The organism is Ruegeria sp. HKCCA5491 (genome assembly GCF_013034565.1).
Taxonomy (GTDB): Bacteria; Pseudomonadota; Alphaproteobacteria; order Rhodobacterales; family Rhodobacteraceae; genus Ruegeria.
The window spans coordinates 188637-208204 of record NZ_WQGG01000003.1 but is presented as its reverse complement, the minus strand read 5'-3'; the positions used below and the strand labels follow the sequence as shown (position 1 = coordinate 208204).

Here is a 19568-nt window from a genome sequence, read left to right as displayed (position 1 = left end):
GCAAGCGGAGCCCGAATCGCAGGTCCGTCCGTCATCGCATTTTAAGGAAGGGAGCGGTTGAAGATCGGGCGTGGTCCGTTCGCACTCACCCCGCGTATTGCAAAAGCTGCCGCCGGGGCAGTCAAGGCGCGACCGGCACTTGTTTACCCCTCGTGGTGCGCATCTGCCGCCTGCGACGCACCGCTCGAACGGGCCACATGTGCGCCCACCCCCGCAATAGGTGCCGCCCATCGGAATACAGTGGCCGTCGAAACTGCATCTTTGCCCGCCGGAACAGCAGCGCGCACCGCATTTGAACTGACCACCGGGGCACTGATTGTTCCGCTCATAGATGCCGCCCCGGTTTGGAAAGGTGTTCCTGTCATACAGACCGCCTCGGTTTTGAAGCTGCGCGAAACCGGGGTCGCCGAGGGGGATCAGCAACAGTGCAATGGCAAGGAATCGTAATAGGACCAACATGAATGAGACAATGCTGAGCGGGACGGGCCATCCGATCAAGTGCTATTCGCTTTCCCTTGGTCAAAAGGTGGTTAGATTGAGGGTTATGGAATCGGCTTTGGACTATCACACGGCGCGGGCTTTGCTGGAATGGCAGGTCGAACTGGGCGCAACAGAAGCGACCGGGGATGTTCCGGTGGATCGCTATGCGCTGCCCGATACCGCGCCCAAGGCCAAAAAGCCTGCAGCAGCCCAAGCCGCGCCCGAAAAGCCGAAACAGGTGGATCCGGTTGCCGTGGCAAAGGCGGCAGCCGCCGGCGCAGGGACGTTGGATCAGTTGCGCAGCACGATGGATGCGTTCGAGCATTGTGAACTCAAACGCGGGGCGCGCCAATTGGTCTTTGCCGATGGCACACCGGGTGCGCGGGTGATGATCGTCGGCGAAGCGCCGGGCCGCGAAGAAGACCGCGCGGGCAAGCCTTTCGTAGGTCGAGCGGGTCAGTTGCTGGACCGGATGCTGGCCGCGATAGATCTGGACCGGTCCAAAAACGTCTATATCACCAATGTTCTTCCCTGGCGCCCGCCCCAGAACCGGGACCCGAACCCTCAGGAAATCGGTATGATGCAGCCGTTTCTGGAGCGACACGTAGCGCTGGCCAAGCCGGATGTTCTGGTGGTCATGGGCAACATCAGTTCTCAGGCTGTGTTGGGCAGGCGCGGGATCACCCGGCTGCGCGGTAAGTGGGATCAGGGGTTTGACCTGCCGGTGATCCCGATGCTGCGGCCCGAAGACCTGCTGCGTCAGCCACAGTTGAAACGGCAGGCATGGGCAGACTTGCTGGAGCTGAAAGCCTGGCTGGAGGGTAAGTGATGCGAGTTCTCGCTTTCTCAGACCTGCATATGGCACGCAACCGCGCGGCCGAGATTGCCGTGGCCAGCGCCGAGGCTGATCTGGTGATCGGCGCGGGTGATTACTGCAACATGCGACAGGGTTTGGATGAGGCGATGGCGATGCTGTCAGAGATTTCCGCCCCTCTTGTCCTGATCCCTGGAAACGCCGAAAGCGCGGCCGAATTGACGGGTGCCGCGCCCGAGGGTGTCCACGTTCTACACGGGTCGGGGATGACTGTGGATGGTCTGCGTCTGTTTGGCCTTGGATATGGTGTTCCTGCCACGCCGTTTGGTGAGTGGTCCTGTGACTTGTCGGAATCGGAAGCCGCCGAGTTGCTGGAGCGTTGCGACGCCGCCGATGTCCTGATCACGCATTCCCCGCCCAAAGGGTATGGCGATACGACGTCAATGGGCGATGCGGTAGGGTCGGTTGCCGTGCGCGATGCGATAGAACGCCTGCAGCCGCAATACTCTTTGCACGGCCATATCCATGATAGTTGGGGCTATCGTGGCGCCATCGGACGCACGCAGATCGCCAATCTTGGTCCTAAAGTGAACTGGTTCGAGGTGACCTCATGATCGAAACGGTGACGTTGCTGGCATTCATACCGGCGGCTATGGCGCTGAATTTTACGCCGGGGGCCGACATGATGTTCTGTTTCGGACAGGGGCTGCGATCTGGTGCGAAACCTGCACTGATCGCCAGCGCGGGGGTTTCCGCGGGGCTGATGGTTCACGTGTTGCTGGCAGGGCTTGGCTTGGGTGCTGCCGTGTCTACCCTGCCGTGGTTGTTCGACGTGATCCGCTGGATGGGCGTGGCCTATCTGATGTATCTGGCCTGGGGTGCAATCCGCTACGGGGCGGTTTCGGATGACAAACCCGCCAAACCAACGCGATACGCGTTTCGGGACGGGCTGGTTGTGAACCTGACCAATCCCAAGGTCATTCTGTTCGTGCTGGCCTTTATCCCGCAATTTGTGAACCCGGCCATCGGTCCGATCCTGCCGCAATTCCTGATCTTGGGCGTGATCATCGCGCTGGGCGGATTCGTGGTGAATGGGCTGGTTGGGGTTTTCGCAGGCGGTGCGGGGCGAGTGCTGATCTCGAACCCGCGCGCCTCTCGTATCATGGGATGGGTGACGGGCGGTATTTTCACGGCCCTTGCCATTCGACTTGCCATCATGGAAAGGGCCTGACGCTAAATGTCGCGCATTGACGAAACCTTGGATTTCATCCCCGTCCGGATCGCTGTTTTGACCGTATCGGATACGCGCGCGCTGGAGGAAGATCGCTCGGGCCAGACGCTTGTCGACAGGATCGAACGGGCTGGCCATACAGTCGCGGACCGCAAGATCATCCGGGATGAGCGTGCCGAGATTGCTGCGCAGTTGCGGAATTGGGTCGCGGACCCGGAAATCGACGTCGTGATTTCGACCGGTGGTACCGGACTGACCGGGCGCGATGTAACAGTCGAGGCGCATCGCGACGTCTATGAGAAAGAAATCGACGCGTTTAGCACCGTTTTCACCATAGTGTCGATGGAGAAAATCGGCACTTCGGCGGTGCAATCCCGCGCAACCGGCGGCGTGGCCGGAGGAACCTATCTGTTTGCGCTGCCCGGCAGCCCCGGCGCGTGCAAGGATGCGTGGGACGGCATTTTGAAAAAACAGTTCGATTACCGACACCGGCCCTGCAATTTCGTGGAAATAATGCCCAGATTGGACGAACATCTGCGACGGAAGTAAACTGTTCACACGTTTAAGCGTTTAACGTGCTTTGTAGCTTGGCAATTTCGACAGCCCGGCTACCTTTTGCAAATGGCAGCCTGATGCAACCGGGGTAAAAGTGAATGCGATTTCTACGGCAGAGCCTTGTCGGTGTGTTCCTGGCGTCTGTGACGCTGGCCCTGCTGTTTGTGGCTGTCCAAATGATTTCGGGTGCTGTTCAGGATGTGCTGACACGCGACGATGAGGCTCCGCAGGCGCGAGAGCGTGTGTTTGCCGTTTCCGTCCAGCCAGCCGAGCTTACGACTGTCATCCCCTATCTGGAGGCCTTCGGCGAAGTGCAAAGCCGCAGGCGGCTGGAACTACGCGCGGCTTTGGGCGGGCGGGTGATTTCGCTGTCCGAAGACTTCGAAGATGGCGGTGTGGTGACACAAGGCGAAGTGTTGGTCGAGCTTGACCCCGCCGATGCGCAATCTGCACTGGATCGTGCGAAATCCGATCTTCTGGACGCTCAGTTCGAAGAACGCGATGCCGAGCGGTCTTTGCTGCTGGCGCAGGACGAGTTGAATTCGGCCGAGGCGCAGGCAGGCCTGCGCGGTCGTGCCTTGCAGCGTCAGAAAGACTTGCAGACGCGGGGCGTCGGAACCCCGGCCGCCGTGGAAGAGGCTGAACTGGCCGAGGCATCCGCTCAACAGTCGGTTCTGGCGCGGCGGATTGCACTGGCGCAGGCGGAATCGCGCGTGGATCAGGCGACCACCCTGCTGGCGCGGGCGCGTATCGCGCTGGAGGCCGCCGAGCGCGATCTGGATGACATGACAGTAAAGGCGCGGTTTGGCGGTACGCTGACAGATGTGACGCTGGTCGAAGGGCGCTTGGTGTCCGCCAATGAAAAGCTGGCTGAACTGGTCGATCCGAATGCGCTGGAGGTGGCGTTCCGTGTATCGACTGCGCAATATGTACGCCTGCTGGATGCGCAGGGCGGGTTGATCAACGCGCCTGTCACAGTGTCGCTCGAGGTCACAGGCACCGACCTGATGGCGCAAGGGCGCATCAGCCGCGACAGCGGTTCGGCGGGCGAAGGGCAGACCGGGCGGTTGATCTATGCCCGTCTGGACGATGCATCCGGGTTCAAGCCCGGCGATTTCGTGACGGTCACTGTTGAGGAACAACCGTTGGACAACGTCGTGCGCCTGCCCTCGTCCGTTCTGGATGCGGTCGGCACGGTTTTGGTGCTGGGCGAGGGGGATAGGCTTGAGTCGCTGCCTGTGCAGCTTGTTCGTCGTCAGGGGGATGAGGTCTTGTTGCGCGGTGAGGGTCTGGAAGGCCGAGAGGTTGTGGTCGGCAGAACGCCCCTGCTGGGGGCGGGTGTCCGGGTGCGACCCCTGCGAGCCGAGGCCAACGCAGGCGCATTGGCCGATATGGTCGAGCTGACCGAAGAACAACGCGCGCGGTTGGTGGCGCAGGTCGAAGCCAGTGATCGAATGCCGGATGCTGTGAAGGACCGCGTTCTGGGGCAGTTGCGTGAGGCGAAAGTGCCGGCGTCACTTGTGCGGCGTCTGGAAAATCGGGCAGGGGGGTAAGGCCCGATGATGCGCGACATACCCGGTGCGGCAGGCGGCGTTCTCAGCTACTTTACCCGGCACAGGACGGTCGCCAATCTTTTGCTGCTTGTCATGCTTGTTCTGGGGGCAGCGGCCATCCCGAACATGCGCGCGCAGTTTTTTCCCGATGTCATTCTTGAGCGCGTCGATGTGAACGTCGCGTGGGACGGTGCCGGTCCCGAAGACGTGGACAATGGCATCGTTCAGCTTCTTGAACCTGCGCTGTTGGCGGTCGAGGGGGTGGCCAGTACCGAAACCACCTCGCGCGAGGGGCGGGCAAGTATTCGGATGGAGTTTGAGCCCAACTGGGACATGTCCCGCGCAGTGGAGGATGTCAGAACCGCCGTCGACGGTGTGACCAACCTGCCGGAAGACGCCGACGAACCGACTATACGCCGCGGCGGGTGGCGCGACCGAGTTACGGATGTGGTGGTCACAGGACCTGTCGCGCCTGACAATCTGGCCAAGTTCACCGATGAGTTGATCAACCGCCTGTTCGCCGTGGGTGTCACGCGGACGACGATCCGTGGCCTTGCGGCCCCTCGTATCGTGGTCGAAGTTCCGACAGCGCAGCTTATCGCAAATGATATCACCCTGTCCGAGATCGCCTCGGCCATCGCTGCCGAAGTAACGGCGAATCCAGCAGGTGATGTTACCGGAGCCAATGCGCGCATTCGGACCGGCACCGAAAAGCGGACGCCAGAGGAAATCGAAGGCATTCCGCTCCGCAATTTCGAGGACGGCTCAAAACTTCTGATTGGCGATGTCGCCGTGATCCGGGTGGAGGGCGTCAACCGGAACCGCAGTTATTACGTGGGTGATAACCCGGCCATGTCCGTGCGGGTCGACCGCTCGAACCTCGGGGATGCCATTGAAATTCAGCATACCGTCGAAGATGTGGTTGCCGAGATGCAGGCTAGCCTGCCCGAAGGCGTGACGGTTGAGTTGATCCGCACACGAGCGCAGGCGATTACCAACCGTCTGGATATTCTGATCGACAACGGGCTTGTTGGGCTAGGGCTTGTCGTTTGCCTGCTGTTCCTGTTTCTGAACGCGCGCATCGCCTTTTGGGTTGCGGCGGGTATTCCGGTGGCCATGTCTGCGGCCATCGCCTTCATGTATATAGGCGGGCTTTCGATCAACATGGTCTCGTTGTTTGGCTTGATCATTACGCTTGGCATCGTTGTCGATGACGCGATTGTTGTTGGCGAACACGCGGATTTCCGGGCGCGAAGGCTGGGCGAGGCCCCCATGATCGCTGCCGAACGCGCCGCGCGGCGCATGGCGATGCCTGTCTTTGCCGCGACCCTGACAACTGTGATCGCCTTTTTCGGGTTAACTGCCATTGGCGGGCGGTTCGGAGAGCTGATCCGCGACATACCCTTTACTGTCATCGCGGTCCTGATCGCCTCGCTTATCGAGTGTTTTCTGATCCTGCCCAACCACATGGCCCACGCAATCGCGCATTCGGCCAAGGAACATTGGTATGACTTGCCTAACCGGGTGGTAAATCGGGGGTTCCGTTGGGTCCGGGACACTTTGTTCCGGCCCTTGATCGCATGGGCAATCTGGGCGCGGTATGTCGTCGTTGCGGTCATGATCGTATTTCTGGCCAGCCAGATCGCGCTTTTCATTCGGGGCGACGTGAACTGGCGGTTCTTCAACGCGCCCGAGCGCGGCTCGATCACAGGCAATTTCATCATGGTCGAGGGCGCGACCCGCGCCGACACGCTGGCAATGATGCAGCAGGTCCAACGCGCAGCCGAAGAACTGGGCGAGATTTACGAAGAACGCCATGGGCGCAATCCCATCGAATACGTGCTAGCCGAAGTGGGCGGCACAGCAGGGCGCGGTTTGTCGGCAGCGGATGGCAAGGATTCGGACCTGTTGGGCGGGATTTCGATTGAATTGATCGACGCCGATCTGCGCCCTTATTCCAGCTTTGAATTTGTGGGCGAGCTACAGGACTTTGTTCCGCGCCATCCCAAGGTGGAAATCCTCAGCTTCCGGGGCTGGCGGTCCGGTCCGGGTGGTGATGCGATTGACGTTCAGCTTTATGGCGCGGACGTAAATACGCTCAAATCCGCGTCTGAAGATCTGCAATCCGAACTTTCGAAATACCCCGAAGTCTCGGCCCTTGAAGATAATCTGGCATATGACAAGGAAGAGTTCATTCTGGATCTCACAGCGCAGGGGCAGGCGCTGGGTTTCCGGATCGAAACGCTGGGTCGGGTTCTGCGCGACCGGTTGAACGGTATTGAGGCCGCCACCTTCCCCGATGGTCCCCGAAGCGCCGAGATTCGCGTGGAACTTCCCGAGGGGGAACTGACCGCCGACTTCCTTGAGCGAACGCTGATGCGCACGCCAGACGGCGTTTATGTACCCTTGGCCGATATCGTGTCCGTACAGCGAAAGTCCGGGTTCTCGACCGTGCGGCGCGAGAACGGCTTGCGGGTGGTCTCGGTCTATGGCGACATTTCCGAGGATGACCCCGCCCGGGCCGCCGAAATCGCCCGCGCGATGCAGGAAGAGATTTTGCCCGGTATCGCCTCGGAGCGTCAGGTCGAATGGACGATGGCAGGCCTGAGTGAACAGGAGGATGAATTCCTGTCCGAGGCGCGGACTGGTCTGATTTTGTGCCTGACGGGGATTTATCTGGTTTTGGCCTGGGTCTTCGCCAGTTGGACGCGACCTCTGGTCGTTATGGCGATCATACCGTTTGGCTTGGTCGGAACGATTTGGGGGCACTACGTCTGGGACGTGCCGCTGAGCATGTTCACAGTAGTGGGGTTGTTGGGGATGACTGGGATCATCATCAACGACTCGATTGTTCTGGTGACGACCATCGATGCTTACCGGCAAGAGCGTGGGCTTGTGCCTTCGATCATTGAAGGAACGGCAGACCGTTTGCGGCCGGTGATGCTGACGACGCTGACTACTGTTCTGGGACTCACGCCGCTTTTGTATGAAGGGTCGCAACAGGCGCAATTCCTCAAGCCGACGGTTATTACTCTGGTCTACGGGCTGGCCTTCGGGATGCTGCTGGTTCTGCTGCTGGTTCCTGCGCTGCTGGCCATTCTAAATGACCTGTCGCGCCCAATGACAGCCATGCGCAGGGGGCTGCGGGCACCGGACCGTGTCGTGCGCGGTGCGCTGGCTGTGACGGGGCTGGTCATGTTGCTGTGGCTTGGCGTGACGATGGTTCTGCCAGCCGTGACCGGCATACCGTTTGGACCGCTGTCGGGACTTTATGCCGGTGAGGATGGACTCGCTGTATTGCAGATGGGGCTTGGCGCCTTCTTTGCCGGGGCGGTGCTGATCCTTCTGCTTTCCGTCACATTGTCCAGCCTGCTGTATGTACGTCTGAAAGGGCGGCCAGCCTAATCGCGGTTTCCAGCAAATCTGGCACTCGGTCGCTCATGGCCAGCTCGCCGCGACGGATTTGATCCAAAGGAAACCAGCGCGCATCCTGCGCGTCGTCTGCGGCAATAGGGGTTCCTGAGCGGTATGCACAGGCGACACCGACCAGCAGGTAATGTGACAGCACTGCGCCTTGCGCGTCCCGGCGAAGAAGGTCCAGATTATCCAGATATCGCAAAGGCTCGGCAATGACCGAGGTTTCTTCGCGCAATTCCCGTTGCGCGGCCTCAAGAACAGTTTCGCCCCATTCTACGTGGCCGCCGGGAAAACCCCAAAGCCCCGCGTCGGGCTGTTTGCTGCGCTGGACCAACAGAACCTGTTCGTTATGGACGACGACGGCCAATGCGCCGATTTTGGGAGTTTGCGTCATGCCTGTCAGCCTGCGCTGCACCCCTGAATATCAACCGCGTGGCTTGCGCCTAAAACGGTAATCCGAATCTCGGATCGGTCCAGCGCAAAGGCACCGCCGGATTCGCTGATCACCTCAGACGTGGCAACCAGCGTGTCACCCTGTCGTTCCGTTTCCGGGGGCGAGGCCCACAGCATCGGGTTGCCGGGTTCGATCACGGCGATCTCACGCCCTCCGGCCGAGGGCATGGTGACGCGGGCTTCGATCTGCATTCCGTCCGACGTGGGTGTCAGACGGCAACTGGTGTGCGCCACGCGCGCCTCTTTCGCGGAAAACGGGCGCTGTGCAAGCGCGGCGGCGATCGCGGGATTGCGGCCTGCATCAGCATTCAGCGTGTGATCAAAGCCCAACTGCTCGGGGATGCACACATCCTTGCAGACGCCCAAATCCATTGTTCCCCGCAAGCGAACGGGTTTGGCGGCATTCTTCGGTGTGATTTCAACGGGAAGAACCAGTTGATCCTGGTATCCGATAGATTTCAAACCGTTCTGATCGAAGACCGAGGGCGCGGGCCATGTAAAGGATATATCGCCCACATTGTCCGAGCCGCTCCAGTTAAACTGAGGCGGAATTCCGGCATCTCCGGGCGCGCGCCAGTAGGTTTTCCAACCTTCCTGCAAAGTCACACGCATAGCCCCCAGATAGGTGCCCTGCGCGGTGCGACCCCCATCCAGCACGTCCAGTTCGACCACCGACCCTGTGACCTGAGCCAAAGCTGGCCCGGATGTCAAAAAGCTCAGGGTCAATGCGACCGCAGGTAATGTCCCGTTTACTTTCATACCCAATACATGCGCGGAGTTGGGCCAGAATCCAAGTCACGTTCCGGTCACCAGAATGAAATCCGCGGAAATCTGCGTTGATCCCTTGCCAATCCAACCCCCCCAAGGCCATTGTTGAAAGGTACTCAGCAAGAGATGGCATCTTATGGACCTGACCGGAAAACTGTTGATTGCCATGCCCGGCATGGGGGATCCGCGCTTTGATCATTCGGTGGTCTATATGTGCAGCCACGGGGAAGACGGTGCCATGGGGCTGATTGTGAACAAACCGTCGGACCTGCGGATCAAAGCCCTGCTTGAACAGCTAAATATCGCCTGCGAGATCCCGATCATAGGCGAGCGTCTGGTCCATTTCGGAGGTCCGGTCGAAATGTCCCGTGGATTTGTGCTGCACAGTTCGGATTACGACGCGAACCTGCATTCGATGAAAATCTCGGACGATTTCAGCATGACCGCCACTTTGGACGTGCTTGAAGATCTTGCCTCGGGGAAGGGGCCTTTGAATTCCACGCTGGCGCTGGGCTATTCTGGTTGGGGGCCGGGGCAGCTTGAGGATGAGATCGCCCAAAACGGTTGGCTGACGACCGAGGCGTCGTCGCGGCTTGTGTTCGACGTTCCTGATGATGAGAAATGGGAAGCTACACTTGCAACGCTGGGTGTGGACCCGCTGACTTTGTCGGCCAGCGCCGGGCGCGCCTGATCAGCTATCGCGCGGGGCGGCTGCACGGCGGAGCCGGTCATTGATAGCCACACCCAAACCGTGATCCGGGATCGGCGATACCGCAATGGGCCGGCCTGTCTCGTTAAGGCTGTGCAGCGCGGCAAACAGATTGGCCGCTGCCTCGGTCAGGTTTCCGTCCGGCGACAGATTCGAATCGCATTCGACCGACCCAAAACCCAGCAGAACTTCGTCGCCCTGCGTTTCGCAGGCGTTTAGCCGAACAGGTGCGTCCGGGGCGTAATGCGACTGCAATTGCCCCGGCGCGGATAACGGGTCCCCCGGCAGGTGGAGATGCAGTTTAGTGTTCAGAACGGATTCGATCTGTTCCAGCGCCACTCCGCCGGGGCGGAGCAGGGCCGGGGCGCCAGCCAACCCGACGATGGTGGATTCCAATCCCACACCACAGGGCCCGTCGTCCAGAATGGCGGCGATGCGACCGTCCAGCCCGGCCCGCACGTGATCGGCCGTGGTCGGGCTGATCTGACCCGAAGGGTTGGCCGAAGGCGCCGCAACTGGCCCGTCAAACGCACCCAGCAGCGCGCGTGCCGTGGGATGCGCTGGAACGCGCACGGCCAGCGTGTCCAACCCGGCGGTCACCAGAGAAGAGATGCCGTGGTCTGGGCGCAAGGGCAGCACCAATGTTAGCGGACCGGGCCAAAAAGCTCGCGCCAGCTTTTCCGCCAGATCGGACCATTCAACAAAGCGTTGAGCGGCTTCGACAGACGCAACATGCGCGATCAACGGGTTGAAACTGGGGCGTCCCTTGGCGGCGTAAATGCTGGCCACGGCCTCGCCATTTCGGGCATCTCCGCCGAGCCCGTAAACCGTTTCGGTCGGAAAGGCGACCAACAGCCCCTGCCGTAACAGGTCCGCAGCCTGCGCTATTCCGCTGGGGGTCGCGGTATATTCCCGTGTGCCGTTAGGACTCATTGGCGGTGACGCTGCGTTTTGATTGCGTGTAACATTGGTAAAGCTACGTAATCGTTCAAACCCATATGCATATAGGTCGGCGGTGGAATTTCCAACCCCGCCATACTAAACCGAACGAAACAACTCCGAGGGAAGACATGCCGTACCGCGCGCCAATCGCTGATTATGAATTTTTGCTACGAAACGCGATCGGGTTTGACCAGATCGCTGCGACTGAAAAATTCGCGGAAGCCAGCGAGGACGTAGTCAGCGCCATCCTGACCGAAGCCGGGAAGATGTGCGAAGAGATTATGGCACCGCTTCAACGCCCCGGTGATCTGGAACCCGCGCGTCTGGAAAACGGCGTGCTGCGCACCTCGCCGGGCTATGCGGACGGCTGGAAAGCGATTGCCGAAGGCGGTTGGATCGGGATGAGCGCGGACCCCGAATATGGTGGCATGGGCCTGCCGATGACTTTGACCACAGCAGTAAACGAAATGATGGCTGCCACTTGTCTGTCACTGCAACTGGCCCCTTTGATGACACAGGGCCAGATCGAGGCGCTGGAACATCACGCCAGTGATGAGTTGAAAGAGTTGTACCTGCCCAAGATGATCGCAGGCGAATGGTCGGGCACCATGAACCTGACCGAACCGCAGGCCGGATCGGACGTTGGCGCGCTGACTTCAAAAGCGGAACCCAATGGCGACGGCACATATGCGGTGTCAGGTCAGAAGATCTATATCTCGTGGGGTGACAACGATTTTGCCGAAAACGTCTGCCATCTGGTTCTGGCGCGTTTGCCCGATGGAGTGCCGGGCACAAAAGGTATCTCATTGTTTCTGGTGCCAAAATACCTGCCGGACGAGAGTGGAAACCCCGGTGTGGCCAATGACCTGAAAGTGGTTTCGCTGGAACACAAGATGGGCCTGCATGGGTCGCCGACCTGTGTAATGCAGTATGACGGCGCCAAGGGCTGGCTTGTGGGCAAGGAACATGGCGGCATGGCCGCGATGTTCACCATGATGAACAACGCGCGCCTGGGCGTTGGCGGTCAGGGAGTGGGTGCTGCGGAAGGTGCCTATCAGCACGCGGTGCAATACGCTTTGGAACGGAAACAGGGCAAGACACCGTCCGGGACCATTATCGACCACGCGGATGTGCGCCGGATGTTGATGGCGATGCGGGCCGACACTTTTGCTGCGCGCTCGATCATGCTGGCAAATGCGGCTGCGATCGACATGGCCGATGCCACTGGCGACGCGGAATGGAGCGCGCGTGCGGCATTGCTGACCCCGATCTGCAAGGCGTTCGGCACCGAAACCGGTATGCGTGTCTCGGAAACCGGTGTTCAGGTGCATGGCGGCATGGGCTTCATCGAAGAAACCGGAGCTGCACAGTTTTACCGCGACGTCCGTGTGACTGCGATCTACGAAGGCACCAACGGCATTCAGGCCATGGACCTTGTTGCCCGCAAGATGATGGATGGTGGCGAAGCGGCCAGCCGCCTTCTGGACGAAATCGAAGATCACGCAGAAAAAGCGCGCGCGACTATGCCCGAATTGGCCGGACCTGTCTGGGAAGCCACCGAGAGCCTGCGTGAAGCTACCGAATGGCTTGTGTCGCAGACCGACATGAATACCCGTTTCGCAGGTGCGGTGCCTTATCTGCACGCCTTCGCGCGTGTTTTGGGTGGGCATTATCACCTCAAGGCGGCTCTGGCGGAACCGGAAGGCCCCCGCTTTAAGCTGGCGCGCTACTATGTAAATGCGCTGCTGCCTGAATTCGCGGGTCTTCTGGCGCAGGCGCAGAACGGCGCGGACGATGTCTATGCCCTCAGCGCGGACGAGCTGGCAGCCTGATGGACGGCGATACCTCTTTGGCGATCCGCTATCCATGGCCCGAGCCTCCGGCTACGGGCCAAGCGATCGAGGTCGCCGAAGGTATTCTGTGGATGCGGTTACCGCTGCCCATGGCGCTGGATCATGTCAATGTCTATGCGTTGGATGACGGTGATGGATGGACGCTGATCGACACCGGATTCTCGTCGAATAAGACCCGTGCCATCTGGGAAACCCTGATGGCTGGCCCCTTGGCGGGTAAGCCGGTCAAACGCGTGGTGGTCACCCACCATCATCCGGATCACATCGGCAATGCAGGTTGGTTTCAATCCGAACACGACGCGGAACTGATCACGACCCGCACGGCGTGGTTGTTCGCGCGAATGCTGACGCTGGATGTGCAGGAAAACTGGCCGCAGGAAACGCTGGACTACTATCGCAGCGCCGGCATGGCGCCGGACATTCTGGCCAAGCGCTTGACCGAGCGGCCCTTTAACTATTGCGACACGGTTTATCCGATGCCGTTGGGCTTTACCCGGATCAAGCAGGATGGCGTGATCCGCATGGGTGGTCGCGACTGGGTCGTGCATATGGGCAATGGCCACGCACCCGAACATGCCACATTCTGGAGCCGCGACGACAATCTGGTGATTACGGGTGATCAGATTCTCAGTTCGATCAGTCCCAACCTTGGCGTCTTTGTCACCGAACCGATGGCGGACCCGGTCGCTGAATGGCTGGAGGCGTGCGAGCGTCTGCAAGGTCTGGCCCGGCCTGACCAACTGGCGCTGGGTGGGCATAAGCTGCCATTTACCGGTTTGCCACTACGGATGAAGCAGTTGATCGAAAACCACCACAGTGCACTGGATCGCCTGCGCGACTATCTGGACACGCCCAGAACCGCCGCCGACTGTTTCCTTCCGCTGTTCAAACGCAAGATTTCCGAGGGTGAGTACGGGCTGGCTTTGGTTGAGTCGGTTGCACATCTCAACCATCTTTACCACATTGGTGCTGTCACCCGGACGCTCCGCGCGGACGGGGCGTGGGAGTTTCAGCGCAAAGGGTAAAGGTATGGACAAGATCGAAACCTCGGCCGAGGCAGCAGAATCCGCGGCCCTTCCCCGATGTTACGAGGTTCATTCCAACCCCGATGCGAAATCCGGTGCAAAAGACCTGCCCGACCCGTTGAAGACGCCCGTAGAAACCAAAAGCCCTGCGCAATGGGCCTATGAGCGTCTGATCCTGTACATCCAGAACTTTGAGCAGACATTGGACAGCGACCACGAGATCGCGATGGGCTTTACCGGCGGCGATGCGGGTGTAATGCGGATCGAAGGGATGGGGTATTTTGACCCCGATGTCATCACTTTCTACGGTTCGGACGCGACTGGTGCGCGAACCCAGCTTGTGCAGCATGTGAGCCAATTGAACGTGATGCTGCGCGCCCTGCCGAAATCGGTCGAAGACAAACCCGCAAATCGCATCGGGTTCCGGCTGGCGGCTAATCTGGAAGAAAGCTGATCGCCTGACTTGCAATTCGTGACGGCGCGGCCTTGAATGAAGGGATCATTCAGGGGGGCGTCAGGTGACAAGTTTCTCAGCCGTTACAAATGCCTACAAAGGCGCATGGGCGCGCCGCCGCGTGTTTGTTCCGATCTATTTCGTGGTGCGTCTGCTTTTGATCGCGCTTATCACACCGGGGCTGGCGATTGCCGCGAACCTTGCAGTTTCACTGTCCAGCCAGACGGCGCTGACGGATCAGGACATCGCGGCCTTTGTCCTATCTCCGGCCGGTTTTTTGGTCGCTGTCGCCGTTCTGAGCCTGTTTCTGCTGGCCGAAGTGTTCGTATTTTCTGTCATGACGGGATCGCTGCGGATGGGGGAATCTGACCCATGGCGCGCAGGAAGCGCTGCCATCGGCCTGATTTTGTCGAGCCTTCCAGCGCTGTTTGGCTTCGCGGTGCGGTTTGTTCTGCGGGTCTTGCTGTTGGTTTTGCCCTTCGCTGCGGTGTCTGCCCTGATCGCTTGGTGGACACTGACGGAATATGACATCAACTATTACCTGACTTTCAAACCGCCCTCTTTTTGGTTGGCCGTGGTTCTGATCGGGGCTGTTTTGCTGGTCATGGCCTGGGTTCTGATCCGTAGATTGTCGGGATGGGCGCTGTCGCTGCATCTGGTTCTGTTCGAACAGGTGCGCCCGGCTGAGACCTTCGCCCTCAGCACCGAAAGGATGGAAGGGAAACGGGGGCGGCTAAAGATCGAACTTGCGGTGTGGCTGATAGTGCGGCTGCTGATTGCGACGCTGATTGCATGGGTTGCCGGGGTGCTGTTCGCCATCGTGCCACTTCAGGACAGCTCAAACCTGCGCCTGGCATTGACCTACAGCCTTTTGATTGCCGGGTTATGGTCGCTGGCGGGGCTGGTTTTGGCAGCGACCGCGCTGGGCGCATTGGCCGTGGTTCTGGACAGGTTCTTTGAAATCAGGACGGATGAGCCTCCACACCCCGAACCCGGCAGCCTGCGGGTGCCGTTGTTCACCGCAGTCGGCGGCGCTGTGGTCGCGGTGCTGATCGGTCTGTGGTTTGGTCAGCATCTGTTGGAACAGGTACAGGCCCCCGACCGGGCCGAGGTCATTGGCCACCGCGGGGCCGCTGCCTTGCGGCCGGAAAACACGATGGCGGCTGTCCTGAAGGCGATCGAGGACGGCGCCGACTGGGTCGAGATCGACGTGCAGGAAACTGCGGATGATGTGGTGATCGTTGCTCATGACAGCGATTTCATGAAACTGGCGGGCGTCCCCACCAAGGTTTGGGATGTGACCATGGAAGAGGTGGCCGAGATCGACGTCGGCAGTTGGTTTGACCCCGAATACGCGGAAGAACGCACCCCGACCCTGCGCGACGTGCTGGCGGCGGCCAAGGGCAAGTCCAAGGTCATCATCGAATTGAAATACTATGGTCACGACGTTGATCTGGAAAACCGCGTGGCGGCCTTGGTCGAGGAACTCGATATGCAGGACGACATCGCCACGATGTCGCTGAAGTATCCGGCCGTGCAAAAGATGAAGAAATTGCGCCCGGACTGGCGCGCCGGGGTTCTTGCGGCCACCGCAATCGGTGATCTGTCAGGGCTTGAAGGGGATTTTGTCGCTGTAAATGCTGCGATGGCCACGCCGGGGCTGGTGCGTTCGGTTCAGGCGGCGGGCAAGGACATCTATGTCTGGACGGTCAATGATCCGCTGCAGATGTCTGCGATGGCGTCGATGGGCGTGGACGGGCTGATCACAGACCGCCCCGCTATGGCAAACGAAGTTCTGCGCGCACGTGCCGAAATGGGGCCGGGTGAGCGGTTGGTGCTGTGGCTGGCCAACGCGTTTGGTCTGTCAATAGACACAGAGGCGATGCGAGATGACAGCCCGTAACCTGATTTTTGCGGTGGGGCTGATCGCATCACCTGCGCATTCGCAGGATGTCCTGCGCAGCATCGAAATGCCCGCGCATCGCGCCTTGGTCGCGCAATTGGACGAGGCCGCCTTGACGCCGTTTGAAACAGATGGCTGTTCGGGCGGCCTGTCGGCAAGCTGGCGTTTTGTTGCGGATACATTTCCCAAGTTCAGCGCGCTCTACGAAGCCCACCCGCCGTGGGAGGGATGCTGCGTCACCCATGACCGCGCCTATCACAATGCCGGTGGCGCGCTTGCGGCCGATGACAGTTTCGCGGCCCGCGTGGCAGCGGACAGCGCCTTGCGCGCCTGTGTCAAACAGCACGGAGAAGACCACGCCGATGGCTACGCACAGCGCTATGACATGACGCCGGATCAGATCCGCCTAGCGCACTCCGTGACCGCCGAAGCAATGCACGCAGCCGTCCGATTTGGCGGAGCTCCGTGTTCCGGGCTTCCGTGGCGCTGGGGGTTCGGCTATCCGGGATGTTCGGTGTTTCCACCCCTGACCCCTGCGCGCGAATGACGTGGTGACAGGCCCGGGATTTTCGATTATCCAACATCTCAAACACGCGAATTGGGATTCTGACAATCATGGCTGAACACAAGCACGGCGAAATGGACATCACCGTCCAAACCAAAACCTTCAACGGGTTCATCAAAGCGACCACATGGTGTGTGGTTGCCATCGCCTTCCTCTGCCTTTTCCTGGCGGTTTTTGCCGCTTAAATCCGAAAAACGGGGTTGGCCGTGATCAGGGTTTTGATTGCCTGCCTGCTGGCTGTGACAGTTGTGGGTTGCGCTGGGTCACAGCGTCCGCAGGCGGATTTGGCTGAAATTTCGGCGCGGTCCTATCGCGATCCGGGGCCGTCGAGCCTGACCCTTTATACAATGATCAGCACCCGGACGGGTTCAGGTGCCCATACGTCGCTGATGATCAGCGGCAGCGAAAGGGTGATCTTTGACCCCGCCGGATCATTCAGGGCGGATGTGGTGCCGATCAAGGACGACGTCCTGTACGGCATTACCCCGAATGTGGAACGCGCTTATCGCAGCAGCCACGCGCGCGAAACGCATTATGCGCGCATTCAAACTGTCGAAGTGACCCCCCAACAGGCCGAGATTGCCCTGCAGCTTGCCAAGCAATCGGGGCCGGTTGCAGGTGCATTCTGTGCCAATTCGACCGCCCAGTTGCTGCAGCAAGTGCCGGGGTTCGAGCAGATCGAAACCACGTTCTATCCCGTTAAGTTGTCGGACCAGTTTGCCCAGCTACCGGGTGTTCAAACCGCTGAATACCGGGAAAACGACGACGCCGATCTTCAAACCGGTCTCGCCTTTAATAATGAGCAACTGAACCAGTTGGAGGCTGACTCAGCCCAATAGGTAGAGCAGCCCGAAAAGCGTTGCGGCCCCGCTGAAGATGGCCGCGATCACGTTCTTGGTGAATAGTCCGACAGTTATGGCCACAGCCGCCGCTGCCATGCGCGGTGCGTCGGGTTGACCGCCTGTTGCCGTGGGCCAGACGACCAACGGCGCGATCAGCGCAGGAATAATTGCCACGGCCGTATAGCGCAGATGGCGCAGCAACCATGGCGGCATCGGGCGATCTCCGACCAGGCCGATAAAGACAAAGCGCAGGGCATAGCTGCCGATGGCAAGCCCGATGATGATGGTCCAGATAGTGACAGGATCAGGCTGTGTCATGCGGCGGCCTTTCTGCGTTCGGCCATCAATTCGGCCTGCGCGCCTGCGATCATGCCGGCGCACCCGGCGATCAGCAGGCCCAGATTGAACGGAATCGCCACCGTCAGCAGGGACACAATGATCGCAACAAGTGCCGCCGCCACATGAGGCAGGGTGCGCATCATTGGGCCGATCATCGCCAGAAATGTGATCGGCAGGGCAAAATCCAGTGCCCAACTTTCCGGAATACGCGTACCTAGAACCGCGCCGAGGTAGGTTGCCAGTATCCAAAGAGGTGTGATCGGCGTGACCGAGCCGACGAAATAGGCCATCCGTTGCGGGACGGTCATGTTTGGCTCTTTCTCGAACTGAACGATCGAACTGGCATAGGATTGGTCGACAGTTAGATAGGCCGCGCAAGCACGCTGCCACATCGGGGCCGCGCCCAGAAACGGCGTCAATGAGGCCGAGTACATCGCCATGCGCAGGTTCACCGCCAAGGCGGATACCAGAATGATCGCGGTCGGGGTCTGATCTTGCAGCAGTTGCAGGGCGGCAAACTGGGCGGCCCCGGCAAAAACGGTTGAGGTGAAAGCCATCGTCTGGACGATGTTCAAGCCTGCTTCGGTCGCAAACACGCCGAACAGTGTGCCGAACGGGATCGCAACAAAGATAAACGGGGTCCCGTCCCGAAACCCTTTCCAGAAGTATGACTTGGATGTGGTGTCTGCCATGGCTAAATCCTATGGTGTTGATCGCAGCAGTAGCGGTCTTGGGAAAGGGTTGCAATTGGCCACGGAACAGAACCTGTCAGACTACATCATCGCTCCCGACCCCAGGGCGGCCCGCCTGACACGTGCCGTCGAAGGTGTGGATCAGAATGGCGAGGCCAGCCAGATTTCAGTGGTGGAAGAACGTCCGCTGACGATTTTCCTGAACTCACAGGAAATCGTGACCGCCATGACCATTGGCGATTACCCCGAATATCTGGCGCTGGGTTTTCTACGCAATCAGGGCATGCTGCTGCCTGACGACCAGATTACCCGTGTCGATTACGATGAAGATCTGGAAATCGTCGTTGTCCGCACGGCGCGCGAGACGTCTTATGAGGATAAGCTCAAGAAAAAGACCCGTACCAGTGGCTGCGCCGTTGGAACCGTCTTTGGGGATATGATGGAGGGTCTCGAAGACGTGCGCTTGCCTCAGGTCACCGTGCGCACATCGTGGCTTTATGATCTGGCGGCCAAGATCAACCGCACACCCTCGCTCTATCTTGAGGCGGGTGCGATCCATGGCACGGTGTTGTGCCGGGAAAACCGCCCGTTGGTTTATATGGAGGACGTGGGTCGGCACAACGCGGTCGACAAGATCGCCGGTTGGATGCTGTCCGAGGGCGAAGCGGCAGAGGACAAGATCCTGTACACCACAGGTCGTTTGACCTCGGAAATGGTGATCAAGACGGCCATGATGGGTATTCCTGTTCTGGCATCCCGTTCGGGTTTCACGGCCTGGGGCGTTGAGATCGCGCGCGAGGTTGGGTTGACGCTGATCGGTCGGATGCGCGGGCAGCGTTTCGTGTGTCTGGCAGGCGAAGATCGGCTCGTGCGGGACGTGGATCCGGCAACCGTTCCGATTGAAGAGAAAAAGCACAAACGGAAAAGCGCACTGGGCTAGAAATGGCACTTTATAAATAATACTGCGAATTCC

General features: G+C 59.8%; 21 protein-coding genes. 16 read left to right on the top strand and 5 right to left on the bottom strand.

Going from position 1 to position 19568, the window contains the following annotated elements; translation table 11 throughout:
* Nucleotides 1-57: 57 nt before the first annotated feature.
* The 7 genes from GOV88_RS06660 to GOV88_RS06630 all read left to right on the top strand — a co-directional run bounded on the left by GOV88_RS06660 (nt 58) and on the right by GOV88_RS06630 (nt 8038).
* Entirely contained in the window at nt 58-447 is a 390-nt protein-coding gene (locus GOV88_RS06660; RefSeq protein ID WP_171239921.1) for a hypothetical protein, read from the top strand.
* Nucleotides 448-544: 97 nt separating this feature from the next.
* On the top strand, nt 545-1309 hold the full coding sequence (locus tag GOV88_RS06655) for a uracil-DNA glycosylase family protein (RefSeq protein WP_171239966.1): 765 nt from the start codon (nt 545-547) through the stop codon (nt 1307-1309).
* Nucleotides 1309-1908 (top strand): metallophosphoesterase, encoded by a 600-nt coding sequence (locus GOV88_RS06650; RefSeq protein ID WP_171239920.1) that lies wholly within the window; start codon nt 1309-1311, stop codon nt 1906-1908. The genes GOV88_RS06655 and GOV88_RS06650 overlap by 1 nt, the downstream gene beginning before the upstream one ends.
* A complete protein-coding gene (locus tag GOV88_RS06645) occupies nt 1905-2525 on the top strand; it encodes a LysE family translocator (protein WP_171124346.1) in 621 nt (206 codons plus the stop codon). Before GOV88_RS06650 ends, GOV88_RS06645 begins: the two co-directional genes overlap by 4 nt.
* Before the next feature lie 6 nt (nt 2526-2531).
* A complete protein-coding gene (gene moaB, locus GOV88_RS06640) occupies nt 2532-3074 on the top strand; it encodes a molybdenum cofactor biosynthesis protein B (protein WP_171239919.1) in 543 nt (180 codons plus the stop codon).
* Nucleotides 3075-3178: 104 nt separating this feature from the next.
* Complete coding sequence (locus GOV88_RS06635) at nt 3179-4633, top strand: efflux RND transporter periplasmic adaptor subunit (RefSeq protein ID WP_171239918.1); 1455 nt, start codon at nt 3179-3181, stop codon at nt 4631-4633.
* 6 nt (nt 4634-4639) lie between these two features.
* Entirely contained in the window at nt 4640-8038 is a 3399-nt protein-coding gene (locus GOV88_RS06630) for an efflux RND transporter permease subunit (protein ID WP_171122684.1), read from the top strand.
* On the opposite strand, the gene GOV88_RS06625 is transcribed toward GOV88_RS06630, so the two are convergent.
* Nucleotides 7989-8444 (bottom strand): NUDIX hydrolase, encoded by a 456-nt coding sequence (locus tag GOV88_RS06625; RefSeq protein WP_171239917.1) that lies wholly within the window; start codon nt 8442-8444, stop codon nt 7989-7991. The two genes, GOV88_RS06630 and GOV88_RS06625, sit on opposite strands and share 50 nt — an antisense overlap.
* A 5-nt stretch (nt 8445-8449) precedes the next feature.
* The gene (locus GOV88_RS06620; protein ID WP_171239916.1) at nt 8450-9262 is read right to left on the bottom strand and encodes a protein-disulfide reductase DsbD domain-containing protein; all 813 of its coding nucleotides are present in this window, start codon (nt 9260-9262) and stop codon (nt 8450-8452) included.
* Between the two features lie 145 nt (nt 9263-9407).
* On the opposite strand from GOV88_RS06620, the gene GOV88_RS06615 reads away from it, so the two are divergent.
* A complete protein-coding gene (locus GOV88_RS06615; protein ID WP_171122677.1) occupies nt 9408-9962 on the top strand; it encodes a YqgE/AlgH family protein in 555 nt (184 codons plus the stop codon).
* Here the strand turns inward: GOV88_RS06615 and GOV88_RS06610 are convergent, their stop codons facing one another.
* Nucleotides 9963-10913 (bottom strand): L-threonylcarbamoyladenylate synthase, encoded by a 951-nt coding sequence (locus tag GOV88_RS06610; RefSeq protein WP_171239915.1) that lies wholly within the window; start codon nt 10911-10913, stop codon nt 9963-9965.
* A gap of 137 nt (nt 10914-11050) precedes the next feature.
* Here GOV88_RS06610 and GOV88_RS06605 point away from each other — a divergent pair, with 137 nt between their 5' ends.
* The 7 genes from GOV88_RS06605 to GOV88_RS06575 all read left to right on the top strand — a co-directional run bounded on the left by GOV88_RS06605 (nt 11051) and on the right by GOV88_RS06575 (nt 17561).
* Nucleotides 11051-12754 carry an acyl-CoA dehydrogenase gene (locus GOV88_RS06605; RefSeq protein ID WP_171239914.1) on the top strand — a complete coding sequence of 568 codons (1704 nt, stop codon included), beginning with the start codon at nt 11051-11053 and terminating at the stop codon, nt 12752-12754.
* The gene (locus GOV88_RS06600; protein WP_171124364.1) at nt 12754-13800 is read left to right on the top strand and encodes an MBL fold metallo-hydrolase; all 1047 of its coding nucleotides are present in this window, start codon (nt 12754-12756) and stop codon (nt 13798-13800) included. The genes GOV88_RS06605 and GOV88_RS06600 overlap by 1 nt, the downstream gene beginning before the upstream one ends.
* A 4-nt stretch (nt 13801-13804) precedes the next feature.
* Nucleotides 13805-14254 (top strand): DUF6173 family protein, encoded by a 450-nt coding sequence (locus GOV88_RS06595; RefSeq protein ID WP_171122669.1) that lies wholly within the window; start codon nt 13805-13807, stop codon nt 14252-14254.
* Between the two features lie 64 nt (nt 14255-14318).
* A complete protein-coding gene (locus GOV88_RS06590) occupies nt 14319-16157 on the top strand; it encodes a glycerophosphodiester phosphodiesterase (protein ID WP_171239913.1) in 1839 nt (612 codons plus the stop codon).
* Nucleotides 16144-16704, top strand: coding sequence for a hypothetical protein (locus GOV88_RS06585; RefSeq protein ID WP_171239912.1), 561 nt, complete (start codon nt 16144-16146; stop codon nt 16702-16704). Before GOV88_RS06590 ends, GOV88_RS06585 begins: the two co-directional genes overlap by 14 nt.
* A 68-nt stretch (nt 16705-16772) precedes the next feature.
* Entirely contained in the window at nt 16773-16907 is a 135-nt protein-coding gene (locus GOV88_RS06580) for an aa3-type cytochrome c oxidase subunit IV (protein ID WP_171122663.1), read from the top strand.
* 21 nt (nt 16908-16928) lie between these two features.
* On the top strand, nt 16929-17561 hold the full coding sequence (locus GOV88_RS06575) for a hypothetical protein (protein ID WP_171239911.1): 633 nt from the start codon (nt 16929-16931) through the stop codon (nt 17559-17561).
* Here the strand turns inward: GOV88_RS06575 and GOV88_RS06570 are convergent.
* Together GOV88_RS06570 and GOV88_RS06565 are read right to left on the bottom strand one after the other, a co-directional pair.
* The gene (locus tag GOV88_RS06570; protein ID WP_171239910.1) at nt 17550-17882 is read right to left on the bottom strand and encodes an AzlD domain-containing protein; all 333 of its coding nucleotides are present in this window, start codon (nt 17880-17882) and stop codon (nt 17550-17552) included. The genes GOV88_RS06575 and GOV88_RS06570 overlap by 12 nt on opposite strands.
* Complete coding sequence (locus GOV88_RS06565) at nt 17879-18595, bottom strand: AzlC family ABC transporter permease (RefSeq protein WP_171122657.1); 717 nt, start codon at nt 18593-18595, stop codon at nt 17879-17881. Before GOV88_RS06565 ends, GOV88_RS06570 begins: the two co-directional genes overlap by 4 nt.
* Between GOV88_RS06565 and GOV88_RS06560 the strand changes: the two genes are divergently transcribed.
* Nucleotides 18594-19535: a formate dehydrogenase accessory sulfurtransferase FdhD gene (locus tag GOV88_RS06560; protein ID WP_254449179.1), complete on the top strand. Its 942-nt coding sequence runs from the start codon at nt 18594-18596 to the stop codon at nt 19533-19535. The genes GOV88_RS06565 and GOV88_RS06560 overlap by 2 nt on opposite strands.
* The last annotated feature ends 33 nt before the right edge of the window (nt 19536-19568 follow it).